The sequence below is a fragment of the Mucilaginibacter sp. genome (assembly GCF_028288205.1).
Taxonomy (GTDB): Bacteria; Bacteroidota; Bacteroidia; order Sphingobacteriales; family Sphingobacteriaceae; genus Mucilaginibacter.
On record NZ_JAQBOD010000012.1, the window covers coordinates 91,994 to 108,733 of the forward strand.

The window sequence follows — 16,740 nt, forward strand, 5'->3', positions numbered from 1 at the left end:
ATCTTCAATATTACTAAAAAATTAAAAATTCCGACAAATAAGTTGTTTAATCTATTAACTTTATATTTGCACATACTTCTGTTAATTAGGGATGCCGGTAAAAGGAAATCAGTTTAAATCAAATAGTTTTAAAGAGGAAAATCTGCCTCGTCAATCTTCAGAAAAAGGTTCAAGGGAACGCTCTGTTAAGCCAAAAATTGATAGAATGCCGGTTTTCAACCTGCAGGATGGTCGCTTTATAAAAATACTCGGCCTGTTTTTCCTGGTGCTGTCCGTATTTTTTATGATAGCCTTTACCTCCTACCTGTTTACCTGGCAGCAAGATCAAAGCTATGTATCGGCAGCTAATGGCGGCTGGGGCAACCTGTTTAAAACACAGCAGGAACTATTGGCAAATGGTGTTAAAAACCCGGTGGTAGAAAACTGGCTGGGCAAATTTGGCGCCTTGCTTGCCAACCAGTTCATCTTCGAGTGGTTTGGCGTGGCTTCTTTTATTTTTGTATTTGTTTTCTTCGTAATAGGCTACCGCCTGCTGTTTAAAGTAAAGCTATATTCGGTAGCTAAAACCCTGGGGTATGCATTTTTTGGTCTGGTATTTATTTCGGTAGCCGTAGGCTTTGTACATGCTTTTATAATTGATTATCCGCATTTTTTAGAAGGTGAATTTGGCTTTTGGAGCAACCGTTTATTAGATGCGCAGATAGGCCAGTCGGGTACGGGTGGCTTGCTTATATTCGCTGCACTTACCATATTAATCATCGCTTATAATATTGATTTTAAACTACCGCAGCGTAAGGCTAAAGTAGCCATGGAAGGCCGGGCAGATGAATTTATGCCCGAACCAATAGACCTTGTTGATGAAGAGATATCGCATCCGGTTGAATGGCCAAAAGGGAACAATACCATGAAACCCGAGGCTTTTACACATCAACCTTTAACACAAGAACCCATATTTCATGAAACTGTAGTATTAACTCCCGATGATGAAAGTGCAGATCCGGATATGGATAGGGATATTCCGCTAACACTGGAAACCGAACGCCCAAACCCGATTTTAAATGTCGAAAAATCAGACGACGATAAAGCAAAATCACTGGTTGACCAGTTTGGCACCTACGATCATAAGCTCGACCTCGCATCCTACAAATATCCAACGCTTGATCTGCTGGAGAATTATGGGTCGGCTAAAATAGCGGTCAACTCCGAAGAGCTGGAGGCCAACAAAAACAAAATTGTTGAAACGCTTAACCATTATAATATCGAGATAGATAAGATAAAAGCTACCATTGGGCCCACTGTAACATTGTATGAAATTATCCCTGCCCCGGGTGTACGCATATCCAAGATCAAAAATTTAGAGGATGATATAGCGCTTAGTTTGGCTGCGTTAGGTATCCGTATTATTGCTCCTATGCCGGGTAAGGGTACTATCGGGATTGAGGTGCCTAACCAAAATCCTGAGATGGTTTCTATGCGCTCTATATTGGCTACAGAAAAGTTCCAAAATACAACTATGGACCTGCCTATCGCCTTAGGTAAAACCATATCAAACGAAGTTTTTATTGCCGATCTGGCCAAAATGCCTCACTTACTGGTTGCAGGTGCTACAGGCCAGGGTAAATCAGTAGGTATTAATGCCATATTGGTTTCGCTGCTGTATAAAAAACACCCTGCCGAGTTGAAGTTTGTTTTGGTCGATCCTAAAAAGGTAGAGCTAACGTTGTTCCGCAAAATAGAGCGCCACTTCCTGGCCAAACTGCCTGATGAGGCTGACGCTATTATTACCGATACCAAAAAAGTGGTTAACACGCTTAACTCTTTATGTATTGAAATGGATCAGCGTTATGACCTGTTAAAAGATGCAGGTGTACGGAACCTAAAAGAATATAATGCAAAATTCATTAACCGCAAAATAAGCGACCCGGAAAAACACCGTTACCTGCCATTTATTGTATTGGTGATTGATGAGTTTGCCGATTTGATGATGACCGCAGGCAAAGAGGTGGAGCAACCCATAGCACGTATAGCACAGCTTGCCCGCGCGGTAGGCATCCACCTGGTTATTGCAACACAAAGGCCATCGGTTAATATTATTACTGGTACTATTAAAGCTAACTTCCCGTCAAGACTGGCATTTAGGGTATTGTCAAAAATAGATTCGCGCACTATATTAGATGCCGGTGGCGCAGACCAGTTAATTGGCCGTGGTGACATGCTATTCTCGACCGGCAGCGACCTGATACGCCTGCAATGCGCTTTTGTAGACACGCCCGAGGTTGAAAGAATATCAGACTTTATTGGTAACCAGCGCGGTTATCCTACTGCCATGCTCCTGCCTGAATATGTAGGCGAAGGCGAAAGCAGCAGCTCTAAAGAATTTGACCCGGACGACCGCGACCCTATGTTTGAAGAAGCCGCGCGTTTAATAGTAATGCACCAGCAAGGCTCAACCTCATTAATACAGCGTAAGCTAAAACTGGGTTATAACCGTGCCGGCCGTATTATTGATCAGTTAGAGTCGGCGGGTATTGTTGGCCCGTTTGAAGGCAGCAAAGCCCGCGAGGTGTTGTACCCCGACGAATATTCGTTGATGCAATATTTGGAAACATTAAATAAGGCTTAATATCAAGGGCCTACCCGCGATGTTTCGACAGGCTGCCAATGACAAAAATGTTTTGTTTCATGCGAGTGTGAAACAAGTGAAACAAGATTTTTGGTTAATTAATTGTTTATGAGGTAATTGCTAAAAAGTGGTGAAACAAAATGTAACAACTTATTCGTCAGTATTTATAAGTATAATTTTAAGTTTTTTTGTTGATAATCAAATAATTACAAATTGCTAATTTAGGAGTGGTGAAACAAAGTATTTGAAACAAGATAAAACAAAATCACTGACAATATAATTTAGTGTCATTTTCAATCCGGTTATTTGCAACCTATTCCGCATGACAGCCACTTTAATAATATATAAACTAAAACACCACCTAAACGTTGGTTACGAAAACAAGTCTGACCTGCTATGAAAAAACTAATTATATACACTCTTATTTTTATATCTGCCACCAAAGCGTTCGCTCAAAAAGACACGCAGGCTAAAATTATATTGAACCAGGTAAGCCAGAAATATAAGCAATATGCTGTTATAAAGAGCGATTTTACTTTTACTATAGATGCCCCACAAGCCAGCGTAAAACAAACCAAAAACGGCACACTGATAACACAATCAAAAACCAATAAGTTTAAAGTAACACTTTTTAGTACTACAGGTTCAAAAGCAGATATTGAACAAGAGATCATCAGTGACGGCAAAACACAATGGACCTATCTTAAAAAAGATAAAGAGGTACAGGTAAGCGATGCCGACCATAGCAGCGAAAGCTTTAGCCCTGCACAGTTATTTACCATGTATGAGCATGGGTACAAATACATTTATACGGGTGAGCAAAGAATAAGCGGTAAAATTTACCAAACAATTGACTTAACTCCCGAAGAAGATGATAAAAAACAATTCTTCAAAATAAGATTACAGATAGATAAGGTTAGTAAACAAATTTACAGCGCCCTTATATTTGATAAAAACGGCAATAAATACACCTACACCTTACGCGGTTTTATTGCAAGCCCGCAAGTACCCGATAATACCTTTACTTTTGATACTAAAGCACATCCGGGCGTTGAAGTAGTTGATTTGCGATAACAGAAAAGATTCAGGGCATTGCAGGCAGGCGGCATAGCTCCAAAATATAAGTACCGGTTTTGGCTAAAGCCCATCTATAATTATAATCTTAGCCCGTTGGCTGAAGCCAGCGGCAATGAAAAAATTATTTTGCTATCATTGCCGTCACATTTATGTGACGGACCCGTAAAAGAATTAGTATCGGCTTTAGCCAAAAAATCGCCATTATGTGTAAATGACCGGTTTGGTACAGTCAATTTTTAAAAGCGATTGCCCTGGAGGTAAGACTGCCTTTAATTTGGATATGCGGATGCATACCTATAAATTCGTCGACCAATTTCAATTTATAACCCCGAATGAAAAAAAAATTACTAATTCTATTTTCTGTTGTAATCATAGGGCTATTAAGCAGCTGCAATTATTTTACTAAAGGTTATGAATACGGCAATACCGTTAAAGAGTTTATGAGCGGCCTTATGCAAAAAGACTATGCTAAATGTATAAACACCATGCAATTAAGCACCAAGCCGCAAACCAAAACTTATATGGATACCATAAAGCAGGGCCTGGATTATTTTCACGATAAAATTGAAAGGAAATATGGAGCAAAACTTGACTATTCATTTTTGCGTACCCAAAAGCAAAGCTCATTATCCTTTCAGCCTATACCTAATACAACAACTGTTTTGGTGCAACTATCAAATGCAACCCATATTGGGGTTGTTGAGGCGCTTATTGATAATAAATCGGGCAAAATAGTGAGCATAAAACCATTAGATATTAATGAGCCAATTCCTGATACGACCAAATTGTGGCTCTTTGGCATTTTTTCAATTTGTATTGCTGCATTTAATATATACATGCTTGTACGTGTATACCGTAGTGATATGACCTATAAATGGGTAAAATACCTGGCTATTATATTGCTTAATATTTTTGCCATTGGTTATTCGCCGGCACAAGGCTTAATTTTCAGGTTCGCCAGTATACAGTACATGCTGGGCATTCATTTTATAAAAATGGGCTACCTGGGTACTACATGGGTATTTGGCATACCGGTTGGCAGTATTTATATATTATGGCAATTACTATCCGGCAAATACACTAAGGATGAAAATGCAAAACTAAAGGCCAAAAGTGCACAGATTAAAGGCAAGAGATTTAAGGGGAAAAGCTAAAAGCGTAAAGCAGAAAGCCAAAAGCTTTTATCTTTCTGCTTTAAGCTTTTAGCTTATATATGCTTAACTTTGATTAATGCTAACGCTAACCACCCACACACTCGAAAAATTAGAAGTGCTGTTAAAAACAGCGGGCTACAAGGTGCGTTATGAAAAAGGTAACTTTAAAACCGGGGCATGCCTTTTGCTAAACAGCAAAATGATAGTAGTAAACCGGTTCTCGAATTTAGAAAGCAAAATTTTGTCGTTGGCCGAATTAATACGCGATCTGGAAATTGATAACAATTTGCTGGACGATAAACAAATTACCTTTTTACAACAACTTAAACAAACCAAACTACAGCTGTGACCATTACTTTTTTAGGTTCCGGAACATCACAGGGTGTACCTGTAATTGCTTGCGGTTGCGAGGTATGTACCTCTGTGGATATATCTGATAAAAGGCTGCGTTCATCAATATTAATTGAGAGTGAAGATAAAACTGTTGTAATTGATTCAGGGCCCGATTTCAGGTATCAGATGTTAAGAGCAAATGTGCAGCACCTGGATGCTATTGTTTATACCCATGAACATAAAGATCATATTGCAGGCATGGATGATATACGCGCCTTTAATTTTAAACAGCAGGAACCAATGAACATTTATGCCGATACACGTGTACAGGCAGCGTTAATACGCGAGTTTCCTTATGTTTTTGATGAGTATAAATATCCGGGCACACCACAGGTAAAAATACATACTATTGGCGCCGAGGCTTTTGATATTGGAAGTATACATTTTATACCTATAGAGGTAATGCATTATAAGCTGCCTGTACTGGGGTTCCGCATTAATGATTTTACTTATATAACCGATGCCAAGACAATATCAGAGGCCGAAAAGCAGAAAATAAAAGGCTCAAAAATATTAGTGATCAACGCCTTGCAAAAACAAACTCACATATCGCATTTTACGTTGGATGAAGCCATAGCTTTCGCCAGGGAAATGGGTACCGAAAAAACTTACTTTACACATATTAGTCACCGTTTAGGAAAACACCAGGATATAGCTGCCGAATTACCAGACGGTATTGAGCTGGCCTATGATGGTTTACAATTGGCTATTTAAAGTTCAATAAAGCTTACCCTATCAATACAACCCTTATATTGTTTTAGGCGCCCCTTATTATGTATATCAAGTTTACCTCTAATTTTAACAACTTTATTGTTTATACGGGTAAAGCCGCCGTTATTATATTCGAAAAAACCAATTCTTGTTCCCGATAAATAAAGCGGGCAATCCTGACTAAAATTAACCCACAAACCCGTATTAGGCTTAGGCAAATATAAGCTATCGTTAAACAAGGCAGATTGCTCTTTCCCTTCTTGATATTTGCCGGTTATTTCAATATATTTTTGGTCGTAAAACTTCAGGCTATCTATAAGGTGGGCATAAGTAACATGTTTAAAAGCGATGTCATTATCACAATCACTCATATATATTTTTTTATGACTGGTGCATGATTGCAATATTATTGGCAGCAATAATAATAGAAATAAGAATTTAATATATGCAGATGTCATAGCAGGTGATGCTTGCCTTATATCCCCATTTTCATTTACTGAATTAGTAAGGATATTTATTAGACGTAAAAAACAGAAAAAAGTTCTATATATTATTTGACGCTTAGCCGTTATAGCAATGTTTTTACAATCATCTTTATTATAAGTGGCCTATTTCTTAACCGCATTATCATAAACGGTCTTTGCAACTTTCGCTATAACTTCTTCACGGGTTGACAGACCAGCTGTTGTATTACAAACAAATACAGCTATGCCGGTTTAGCTATTTGAGCAATTTGTTGCCTTAATTGATCTTGTGCCTTTGCGGTAAATATTACAAATAGTAAAAGAATGGAGGCTATATAGTTTTTTAACATGATTTTTAGCTATAATATTATTTGTAACAAACGCCACTAAAATGGATAAATTATGCTTGAAATAGCTTTAATTTTTGTTATTTGTAATTACTTTAAATCGTCATGATATGCTTAGAAGAAACTTCCTTAAAACCAGCTCATTAGCTGGTATAACCTTATCTGCTGTGGCAACTGGTTCCTGCAACCTTTTACAATCATCAAAAAATAAAAATGAAGGCACTGCCGATGACCATTTTGTTTTAAACGAGATAACTATTGACGTGCTTCAGCAAAAAATGCACAGTGGCGAGTACACATCAAGCTCCATAACGCAACTCTACCTCGATCGGATAGCCGCCATTGATAAAGACGGTCCAAAATTAAACGCAGTAATTGAAGTAAATAAAGACGCCATGAATATGGCTTTTGCCATGGATAAAGAACGTAAGCAACATAAAGTTCGTGGGCCATTACATGGCATACCTGTTTTAATAAAAGATAACATTAATACAGGCGACAATATGCATACCACAGCAGGCGCATTGGCTTTAGCTGATAACTTTGCACCCCAGGACGCTTTTATAGTTCACCAGTTACGGGCAGCCGGAGCGGTGATATTAGGTAAAACAAATTTAAGCGAATGGGCAAACTTTCGGTCAACCCGCTCAACAAGTGGCTGGAGCAGTCGCGGAGGGCAAACCAAACATCCATATATACTTGACCGTAATCCAAGCGGATCAAGCGCGGGCTCGGGTACGGCGGTCGCGGCTAATTTATGCGTGGTTGCTATTGGTACCGAAACAGATGGGTCTGTAGTATCGCCATCATCAGTAAATGGTATTGTGGGTATAAAGCCTACAGTGGGTTTATTAAGCAGAGCGGGAATAATCCCTATATCCATAACGCAAGATACCGCCGGACCAATGGCGCGCACGGTTAAGGATGCCACCATTTTATTATCCGCTTTAGCGGGAATTGATACCCAAGACCTGTACACCTTAAACAGCAAAGGCAAAGCCGAAAAAGACTACACCAAATTTTTGGATGCGAGTGGGCTGCAGGGCAAACGCCTGGGTATTGAAAAAGATGCGTTTAAAGGCAATGAAGAAATGGAAGCTTTGCTAAAAACCGCTACCGAAACCTTGAAAAGCAAAGGTGCAGAGATTGTGGAGATTGAGCTTTTAAAAGAATTGAAAGATGCCGGTAAAGCAGAATCTACCGTGTTGCATTATGAGTTTAAGGATGGTGTGAACAAGTATTTAAGTAATAGCGCCAACTCTAAAACAAAAACCTTGCAGGATGTAATAAATTTTAACAAAAAGAACGTAGCTAAAGCGATGCCTTTTTTTAAGCAGGAAATACTGGAAAAATCGCAGGGAATGGGCGATCTGCATACCAAAGAATATACCGACGCGCTGCAACTATCAAATGCTGGCACCCGCACCATAATAGATAACCTGCTGCAAAAAAATAAGCTGGATGCTATAATCGGCCCAACCAACGGCTTCGCGGTTTGTATTGATTTGGTTAACGGCGATTATGATAATGGCTTCTCCTTCTCCTCTCCTGCCGCTATGGCGGGTTATCCGCATATTACAGTGCCTATGGGTGCCTGGAAGGACTTGCCAATGGGTTTATCATTTTTTGGCACTGCTTACAGCGAACCTGCGTTGATCAAACTGGCCTACGCTTATGAGCAGGCATCGAAAAAAAGGGTTGCGCCTAAGTTTAAGGTGGATCTTTTATCTTAGATTTGTTATAACAAAATGGCACAAGCAATTCCCAAAAAGATACTGGCACGTCAGCATGAAATTACGGCTGATTTTTTAACGCATATTGACAAGCACCTTGACGATCTGCTAAAAAACGATTTGCCCGATATGTTTGAAATAAGAGACTTTGCCGAACTATTACACATCCACCCTACCCATTTAAGCAATACCATTAAATTAACTACAGGTAGGTCCCCTTGCTTTTTCTTTGAAGAAAAGATAATGGCCATTGCTAAATATATGTTGAAGGATAACCGCTTGTCTATAGCCCAAATAGCTTTTAAACTGACGTTTGATCCATCCAACTTTACAAAATTCTTTAAACGGTTTGAGGGCATTACGCCCAAGCAATACCGCGAACATTTATTGATGGAAACCTACTCTCTTAAAAATACTGAAACTATCACCATTTAAACTGAACTGTTAACCATTTTTTATTGGGTTATTGATCGCAACTTTGTATTATCAATCACAAAGAAAAAATGGAAACAAAAAATAAAATAGCATTAATAACCGGCGGCAGCCGCGGGCTAGGCAAAAATGCTGCTTTTAAGCTGGCAGCAAAAGGTATAGATGTAATTATCACCTATCGCAGTAAAAAAGAGGAAGCGGATGCAGTAGTGGCAGAAATTGAGCAAAGCGGGCAAAAAGCAGCCGCCCTGCAACTGGATACCAGCATAAGCAAATCATTTGATGGATTTGTAAAGCAATTATCAGCTACACTGAAAGAAAAATTCGGAAAAGATCAATTTAATTTCCTGGTAAATAACGCGGGTATTGATGCGGCCTCACCATTTGCAGAAACTACTGAGGAAGATTTCGACAATCTGTTTAACATACACTTTAAAGGTGTTTACTTTTTAACCCAAAAAAGCTTGCCGTTAATTGCTGATGGTGGGCGCATTATCAATATATCAACCGGCCTTACACGTTTTGCAACACCGGGTTATGCGGCTTATGCATCCATGAAAGGCGCTATAGAAGTATTCACCAAATATCTGGCTAAGGAGCTAGGTGCAAGGGGTATCGCCGCTAATATGGTTGCTCCCGGCATCATCGAAACAGATTTTACCAAGCGTGCGTTTGAAACTCATCCGCAATTACACGATTACATGAACAGCATAACCTCGCTGGGCCGTGTAGGCGTGCCTGATGATATTGGCGGCATTATAGCATTTTTATGTACTGATGAGGCACGCTGGATAAACGCGCAACGGATAGAAGCATCAGGCGGTATGTTTTTGTAATAACTTGTAGAGATGCAATATTTTGCGTCTCCGTGCAGAAAGATTGCCGATTTAGATTTGACAACTTTTTAAAAGTTGTCAAATCTGTCTGCGAAGGCGACAAAATTCCGCCAGTGTTCCGGGGCGTTTCACCTGTTCCTCTCACTAAAATGGAACACCCTGCATTTATCAGCGAAATCTCTTAATCAAATTAATCAACGGTTCATACAAAATATTTAACTTGCCGCAAATAAAACGCTATGGAATTTGGCCGGGTAGCACCCCAGGAATTAGCAGAAGTTGATTTTAAGCTTCCGCCTGATCCTGACTTAACTATAACCACACTTACAGCAGCAAAAAACGATCAGCCGTTACAGGTACATATTGGCTGCGCTAAATGGGGCCGTAAAGAATGGGTGGGTAAAATATATCCGCCTAAAACTAAAGACGCGAATTTTTTAGACGAATACGTAAAGCATTTTGACTGTATTGAGTTGAATGCCACGTTTTACAACCTCTACCCTGCCTCTACCATCAGCAAGTGGAAGGACAAAGCAGCTAACAGTCCCGATTTTAAATTTTGCCCAAAGTTTTCGCAGAGCATAAGCCATATCCGTCGCCTAAAAAACGCTGAAGAAATAACCACTACATTTTATGAAGGTATTTTAGCCTTCGGCGATAAATTAGGTCCGCTATTTTTACAGTTGAGCGATAATTTTACACCGAAGAGTTTGCCGGAACTAAAAGCTTACCTGGAGCAATTACCAAAAGATATACCTGTATTTGTGGAACTACGCCATAAAGAATGGTTTGCAAATGATGAAGTACGCCAAATCGTATTTAACCTGTTTCACGAATTAAATATCGGTGCCGTTATTACCGATGCATCCGGCAGGCGCGATTGTGTGCACATGACCTTACCCACGCCACACGCGTTTATTCGCTTTGTTGGCAACAGTTTGGATAAAACGGATTATACCCGTGTTGATGAATGGGTGGACCGCATTAAACTATGGCGCGATATGGGCCTGCAAACCGTATGGTTCTTTATGCACCAGCACGATGAGCGCTACTCGCCTGAATTAGCCGACTATGTATCAGAGCAACTGAACCTAAAATTGGGACTTAACCTGCATCGCCCCCAATTTATTGACAGGGATAAGGGATTGTTTGATTAGGCATTAAACGTTATAAAGGTGATACAGTCCAACGTGCGCAAAAAACATTATTTTTGCCTTACAAAATGACCGATACAAATACATTATACCAACAGGCAGTACAACTGTTACAGCAATTAATTTCTATACCATCTTTTAGCAAAGAAGAAGATAGAACAGCAGATCTGATTGAAAACTTTTTAAAAACAAATGGCATTACGCCCCATCGTAAAATAAATAACCTATGGGCATGGAACAAGCATTTTGATGCTGATAAGCCCACCATTCTGCTCAACTCGCACCATGATACGGTAAAGCCAAACTCGGGCTATACCCGCGACCCATACGACGCGGTTACAGAAGATGGCAAGCTTTACGGCTTAGGCAGTAATGATGCAGGCGGTTGCCTGGTATCGCTAATAGCTGTGTTTCTGTATTTTTATGACAGAACTGATCTTAAATATAATTTCTGTTTAGCCACCACTGCCGAAGAAGAAATATCCGGCGTTAACGGTTTAGAACTAATTATTCCCGAATTAGGCAAATTAGATTTTGGCATAGTGGGCGAACCAACCCAAATGCAATTAGCCGTTGCCGAGCGGGGTTTAATGGTGCTGGATTGTGTTGCCCATGGCAAAGCCGGCCATGCCGCCCGCGAGGAAGGCGACAATGCCATCTATAAAGCGATGAAGGATATTGAGTGGTTCCGCACCTTTATTTTTCCAAAAGAGAGCGATTTATTTGGACCAATAAAAATGTCGGTTACGGTTATTAACGCCGGTTCGCAGCATAATGTGGTACCTGCAAGCTGCAATTTTGTGGTTGATGTAAGAGTGACCGACGCATACCGTAATGAAGAAGTGCTGGAGATCATTCGCCAAAATGTAGGTTGTGAGGTAACACCCAGATCTATCCGTTTAAAGCCATCATCAATAGATCTCAAACACCCTATAGTACAGGCAGGCATTGCCTTAGGCAGAACTACCTATGGCTCCCCTACTACATCAGATCAGTCATTATTGGATATACAATCCATCAAAGTAGGTCCGGGCGATTCTGCACGGTCGCACATGGCCGATGAATTTGTTTATGTTGATGAGATCAAGGAAGGTATTGAGTTGTATGTGGCGATGCTGGAGAGAATAGTCTAATTTACGATTTTAGATTTACGAATTACGATTTGTATCTTCAGACAATATTTATATTACATGAAAAAAGAGGAGTTACTTTTAAGAACGAAAAATTATGCTATTGCTAATGCAAGGTTAGTTTTAAGTATTCCTGTTAATATCGTTAATCGAAATTACATTGACCAACTTAATCGTAGTGCGAGTTCAACCGGTGCCAATTATCGCGCTGCTTGCAGAGCAAAATCAAAAGCCGATTTTATAAACAAATTAAAAATTGTAGAAGAAGAGCTTGATGAAACACTTTATTTTAGCGAACTATTGGTTGAATTAAATCCTGAACTAAAAGAAAAAATCACACCCATTTATAAGGAAGGTAATGAACTTCTTTCTATAATTGTCGCTGCAATAAATACATTGCGTGGCAATTGATTTATACATGCGCTTATTCAAACAATAATCGTAAATCGTAAATCGTAAATCGTAAATTAAAATGAGTAAGCTTTGGCAAAAAACCACTAATGTTAATGAGCTGGTAGAAAACTTTACCGTTGGCCGCGATACGGAGTTTGATGCCCAAATGGCCGCGTTTGATGTGCTGGGTTCGTTGGCGCATACACAAATGCTGCAAAGCATTGGTTTAATGAGCGCCGATGATCTGGGACTTGTGCAACGCGAGCTAAAAAATATTTATGTCGATATTGAAAAAGGCAATTTTACCATAGAGCCGGGTGTGGAAGATGTACACTCGCAGGTTGAAATGCTGCTTACCCAGCGCATTGGCGATGCCGGCAAAAAAATACATAGCGGCCGCTCACGTAACGACCAGGTTTTGGTTGACCTGAAACTATTTTTCAGACATGAATTACAACAGATTGTAGAAGAAACCAAAACTTTATTTGATCAGCTAATAGAGTTGAGCGAAAAACATAAAAATACATTATTACCCGGCTATACGCATTTACAGGTAGCCATGCCGTCCTCTTTTGGGCTATGGTTTGGCGCTTATGCCGAGAGTTTGGCAGATGATATGGAACTGGTATTAGCTGCTTATAAGATCACCAATAAAAACCCATTAGGTTCGGCAGCGGGGTATGGTTCATCGTTCCCCCTAAACCGTACTATGACTACCGAGCTGTTAGGTTTTGACAGTCTGAATTACAATGTAGTTTACGCGCAAATGGGTCGTGGTAAAACAGAAAGGATAATTGCGCAGGCTTTATCATCTGTAGCCGCAACGCTGGCTAAAATGGCTATGGACCAGGCTTTGTATTTAAGTCAGAATTTTGCATTTGTGAGCTATCCTGATACTTTAACCACCGGCAGCAGCATTATGCCGCATAAAAAGAACCCCGACGTTTGGGAAATTATGCGCGGTAAATGTAATCGTTTGCAAGCCCTGCCAAATGATGTAGCCATGATGACCACCAACCTGCCGTCCGGCTATCACCGTGAATTGCAGTTGTTAAAGGAACTATTATTTCCGGCGTTTACAGATTTGAAAAGTTGCTTGCACATGGCAACCTTTATGCTGCAAAACATCACTATAAATACCGAAATATTAAACGACCCCAAATACGCGTACCTGTTTAGTGTGGAAGAAGTTAACCGTTTGGTATTAAGCGGCACACCTTTTCGCGATGCTTATAAACAAGTTGGATTAGCTATTGAAAAAGGTGAATTTAACCCCGACCAGCAACTTAACCATACCCACGAAGGCAGCATAGGCAATTTATACAATGAGCAAATTACCGATGCCATGAATAAAATTGTAGATAGCTTTAATTTTGATACAGTAGCCTGGGCCATTGCGAAATTGGTGAAATAATTACAGATCAAAAAGGGGTGTCATCCTGAGCTCAGTCGAAGGATGTGCGTAAAGACTTGCCCACTATGCTTCGACGGGCTCAGCATTACAGCTCGTTAACACTATAAAACTATGAGCGGACAAAATCGAAAAGACATATATCCGGGATTGGAAGTTGATATCATCCTGAAAAAAGACCAACGCTCCGGCAAACTAACGCGTGGTATAGTTAAAGACCTGCTTACCAGTTCTACATTTCACTCACGTGGGATAAAAGTACGTTTAGAAGACGGGCAGGTTGGTCGCGTAGCAGAAATTGTTGACGAGTTGTAGTATATTGCCTTTCAATAATCAGTACTTAACCAATGGCTAAAAAAATCTTTCCAAAAAAACTAACGCTTCCCAACTATGCATTTTTCAAGCTTGATGCACACTACCGGGTATATTTCTCTTTTGTTTTTGCTGCTATAGTGTTTTTTTATAGCCGTACAAAATATAGTGTACCTGCAGTAGCTTTAATTACATGGGTTGCATTTGCTTTAGCCGTAATTATAATGGATTGGATAATTATTTTAAACGCTCATCCGCGCGAAATAAGAAAGATAGCTAAACTGCAGGATTCCAGCCGGACCTTAATATTCTTGTTTGTTGTAGCCGCTTCAATAATTAGTTTGGGCGCGATATTATTTTTGTTAAAATCAACAAAAGGGCAGGCCGAGGCCGATGTCACCGGTCATATTTTATTGGCAATGGCGTCGGTTATCGTATCATGGTGGCTGGTACACACCCTGTTTACCATGCGTTACGCGCATATGTATTATGACACTGATATGGATGATGGTCAAACAAAGCCACTTGGCGGCCTGCAGTTTCCTGATGAAACAGAACCTGATTATTTGGACTTTATCTATTTCTCTTTCGTTATTGGAATGACCTTCCAGGTATCAGATGTAGAGATATCAGACCGACACATGCGCAGGCTGGCCTGGATGCACGGCTTAATATCCTTCGCTTTTAACACTACTATAGTGGCGTTGAGTATTAATATTGTGTCGAGTATGATATAGGTTACCGCGCTCTGTTAGAACGCGCGCCGTTGACTCACCCACCTATGCTTCACTGGGCAACCCTCTTCGCTGCGCGTAAAGAGGGTTGGGATAGTTCAAAAATAAAAACCACCCTCTTTCCGACAAAGGCGCAATGTCATTAAGTTAAGGGAACCCCATCGGGGTTCAAGGTCGGTAGCAAAATAAATACAAGGAAATACCGTGCCGTCAGGTACCGAACTTCGCCGATTGCTGCGTATCTGACGGCACGCCAAATGATTTATATCACGTTTTCCTACCGACGTTTTGCACCTACGGCGCATTTTTTCGATGGCCATCGCCGCCCTACTCTCCTTCTATCTTCGAATATTTTCTTGTATCCTTCATTGTAGCATATATAATGAGCGACACCAAAATACAACCCGTTACATACCAATAGAACCATTCCTGATGACCGGCGCTTTTAAATGACAATGCCAACGGTTCGGCAGTGCCACCGAATATGGATACGGCTACCCCATACGGAAACCCAACGCCCAAGGCGCGTACATTAGCGGGAAAAAGCTCTGCCTTTACAACCGCGTTTATGGATGTATAGCCACTTACGATGATCAGTGCACACATAATAAGGGCGAAAGCTACCCATACATCTTTGGTATGCCCCAACATCGTTAAAATAGGCACAGTTGCTAACGATCCGCATATACCAAATCCGATCAATAAAGGTTTGCGCCCAATTTTATCAGACAATAAACCAAATACCGGCTGCAATAGCATAAATACTATCAGCGTAAGCGTTGAGATTAATGTTGCGCCGGCTTTTGAAAAACCTGAGGTTATCACCAAAAACTTTTGCATGTAGGTGGTAAATGTATAGAAGGCTACCGTACCGCCCAGGGTCAAACCAAATACCGTAAGCACAGCTTTGGGATGTTCGGCCAATGCCTTTAATGTTCCGCGGGATGAGCGGGCCTTTTCATCTTTTTCAATAGTTACCGATTCCTGCAAGCTGCGGCGCAAATACATAACCGTTACCGCCAATACAGCCCCTATAGCAAACGGAATGCGCCAACCCCAGGCATGTAATTGTTCTTCGGTTAAAAACGCACGCTGCAGCAATACAAGCACGCCTAATGCTATTAATTGCCCCGCAATTAGTGTTACATATTGAAAGCTTGAATAAAAACCACGGTGCTTTTTGGTAGCCATTTCGCTTAAATAAGTGGCGCTGGTGCCGTATTCGCCGCCAACGCTCAGGCCCTGTATTATTCTTGCCAATAGTAATATAATGGGCGCGGCAATGCCAATTTGTTTATAGCCCGGCGTTACAGCAATAAGCAACGAGCCAACACTCATTAACATTACCGATAAGGTTAACGCGGTTTTACGACCGTTCCTATCCGCATAAGTGCCCATTACCCAGCCCCCTATGGGTCGCATTAAAAAACCAATAGCAAATATGCCCGAGGTATTTAATAACTGCACCAACTCACTGCTCTTAGGAAAAAACGCTGCCGAAAAATACAATGAGAATGCGGTGTATACGTACCAGTCGTACCACTCCACTAAATTACCTAATGAGCCGCCTATGATAGACTTAATGCGATGGGCTGTGGTTGGGGTGAGGATGGCTTCGGATTGCATGATGGTGATTTATAAGTTAAATATAGAAGATTACAACAATACAACACAATTTGTCATTTCGAACGAGGTGAGAGGAGAAATCTCAGGGCAATCGCTTTTAAAATTGCAGGCAGACATAGCTCCCAAATATAAGTACCGGTTTTGGCTAAAGCCCGTCTATAATTATAATCTTAGCCCGTTGGCTGAAGCCAACGGCAATGAAAAAACTAT

Annotated in this window: 16 protein-coding genes; 14 read left to right on the top strand and 2 right to left on the bottom strand. The window is 40.5% G+C overall.

Annotated elements, in window-relative coordinates; all coding sequences use genetic code 11:
* The first annotated feature begins 91 nt into the window (after positions 1-91).
* The 5 genes from JWR23_RS03340 to JWR23_RS03360 all read left to right on the top strand — a co-directional run bounded on the left by JWR23_RS03340 (position 92) and on the right by JWR23_RS03360 (position 5,961).
* A complete protein-coding gene (locus JWR23_RS03340; protein ID WP_299512955.1) occupies positions 92-2,623 on the top strand; it encodes a DNA translocase FtsK in 2,532 nt (843 codons plus the stop codon).
* Between the two features lie 396 nt (positions 2,624-3,019).
* Complete coding sequence (locus tag JWR23_RS03345) at positions 3,020-3,697, top strand: outer membrane lipoprotein carrier protein LolA (protein ID WP_299512957.1); 678 nt, start codon at positions 3,020-3,022, stop codon at positions 3,695-3,697.
* Between the two features lie 335 nt (positions 3,698-4,032).
* On the top strand, positions 4,033-4,854 hold the full coding sequence (locus JWR23_RS03350) for a hypothetical protein (protein WP_299512959.1): 822 nt from the start codon (positions 4,033-4,035) through the stop codon (positions 4,852-4,854).
* Between the two features lie 76 nt (positions 4,855-4,930).
* Positions 4,931-5,203 carry a hypothetical protein gene (locus JWR23_RS03355; protein WP_299512961.1) on the top strand — a complete coding sequence of 91 codons (273 nt, stop codon included), beginning with the start codon at positions 4,931-4,933 and terminating at the stop codon, positions 5,201-5,203.
* Positions 5,200-5,961: an MBL fold metallo-hydrolase gene (locus tag JWR23_RS03360; RefSeq protein ID WP_299512964.1), complete on the top strand. Its 762-nt coding sequence runs from the start codon at positions 5,200-5,202 to the stop codon at positions 5,959-5,961. The genes JWR23_RS03355 and JWR23_RS03360 overlap by 4 nt, the downstream gene beginning before the upstream one ends.
* Here the strand turns inward: JWR23_RS03360 and JWR23_RS03365 are convergent.
* Positions 5,958-6,329: a hypothetical protein gene (locus JWR23_RS03365; protein ID WP_299512966.1), complete on the bottom strand. Its 372-nt coding sequence runs from the start codon at positions 6,327-6,329 to the stop codon at positions 5,958-5,960. The two genes, JWR23_RS03360 and JWR23_RS03365, sit on opposite strands and share 4 nt — an antisense overlap.
* Before the next feature lie 550 nt (positions 6,330-6,879).
* Here JWR23_RS03365 and JWR23_RS03370 point away from each other — a divergent pair.
* From JWR23_RS03370 to JWR23_RS03410, 9 genes are all read left to right on the top strand, one after another.
* Positions 6,880-8,502, top strand: coding sequence for an amidase (locus tag JWR23_RS03370; protein ID WP_299512968.1), 1,623 nt, complete (start codon positions 6,880-6,882; stop codon positions 8,500-8,502).
* A gap of 15 nt (positions 8,503-8,517) precedes the next feature.
* The gene (locus tag JWR23_RS03375) at positions 8,518-8,937 is read left to right on the top strand and encodes an AraC family transcriptional regulator (protein ID WP_299512971.1); all 420 of its coding nucleotides are present in this window, start codon (positions 8,518-8,520) and stop codon (positions 8,935-8,937) included.
* 68 nt (positions 8,938-9,005) lie between these two features.
* A complete protein-coding gene (locus JWR23_RS03380; protein ID WP_299512973.1) occupies positions 9,006-9,770 on the top strand; it encodes an SDR family oxidoreductase in 765 nt (254 codons plus the stop codon).
* A gap of 239 nt (positions 9,771-10,009) precedes the next feature.
* The gene (locus JWR23_RS03385) at positions 10,010-10,927 is read left to right on the top strand and encodes a DUF72 domain-containing protein (protein ID WP_299512975.1); all 918 of its coding nucleotides are present in this window, start codon (positions 10,010-10,012) and stop codon (positions 10,925-10,927) included.
* Positions 10,928-10,992: 65 nt separating this feature from the next.
* Positions 10,993-12,057, top strand: coding sequence for a M20 family metallo-hydrolase (locus JWR23_RS03390; protein ID WP_299512977.1), 1,065 nt, complete (start codon positions 10,993-10,995; stop codon positions 12,055-12,057).
* A 57-nt stretch (positions 12,058-12,114) separates the two neighbouring features.
* Positions 12,115-12,465 (top strand): four helix bundle protein, encoded by a 351-nt coding sequence (locus JWR23_RS03395; RefSeq protein ID WP_299512979.1) that lies wholly within the window; start codon positions 12,115-12,117, stop codon positions 12,463-12,465.
* Between the two features lie 61 nt (positions 12,466-12,526).
* Positions 12,527-13,861 (top strand): argininosuccinate lyase, encoded by a 1,335-nt coding sequence (argH, locus tag JWR23_RS03400; protein WP_299512983.1) that lies wholly within the window; start codon positions 12,527-12,529, stop codon positions 13,859-13,861.
* Between the two features lie 111 nt (positions 13,862-13,972).
* Complete coding sequence (locus JWR23_RS03405) at positions 13,973-14,173, top strand: YwbE family protein (RefSeq protein ID WP_299512986.1); 201 nt, start codon at positions 13,973-13,975, stop codon at positions 14,171-14,173.
* Positions 14,174-14,205: 32 nt separating this feature from the next.
* Positions 14,206-14,907, top strand: a complete 702-nt coding sequence (locus JWR23_RS03410) for a DUF1345 domain-containing protein (RefSeq protein WP_299512988.1) — start codon at positions 14,206-14,208, stop codon at positions 14,905-14,907.
* Between the two features lie 324 nt (positions 14,908-15,231).
* Here the strand turns inward: JWR23_RS03410 and JWR23_RS03415 are convergent, their stop codons facing one another.
* Positions 15,232-16,530 (bottom strand): MFS transporter, encoded by a 1,299-nt coding sequence (locus tag JWR23_RS03415; protein WP_299512991.1) that lies wholly within the window; start codon positions 16,528-16,530, stop codon positions 15,232-15,234.
* Between the last annotated feature and the right edge of the window lie 210 nt (positions 16,531-16,740).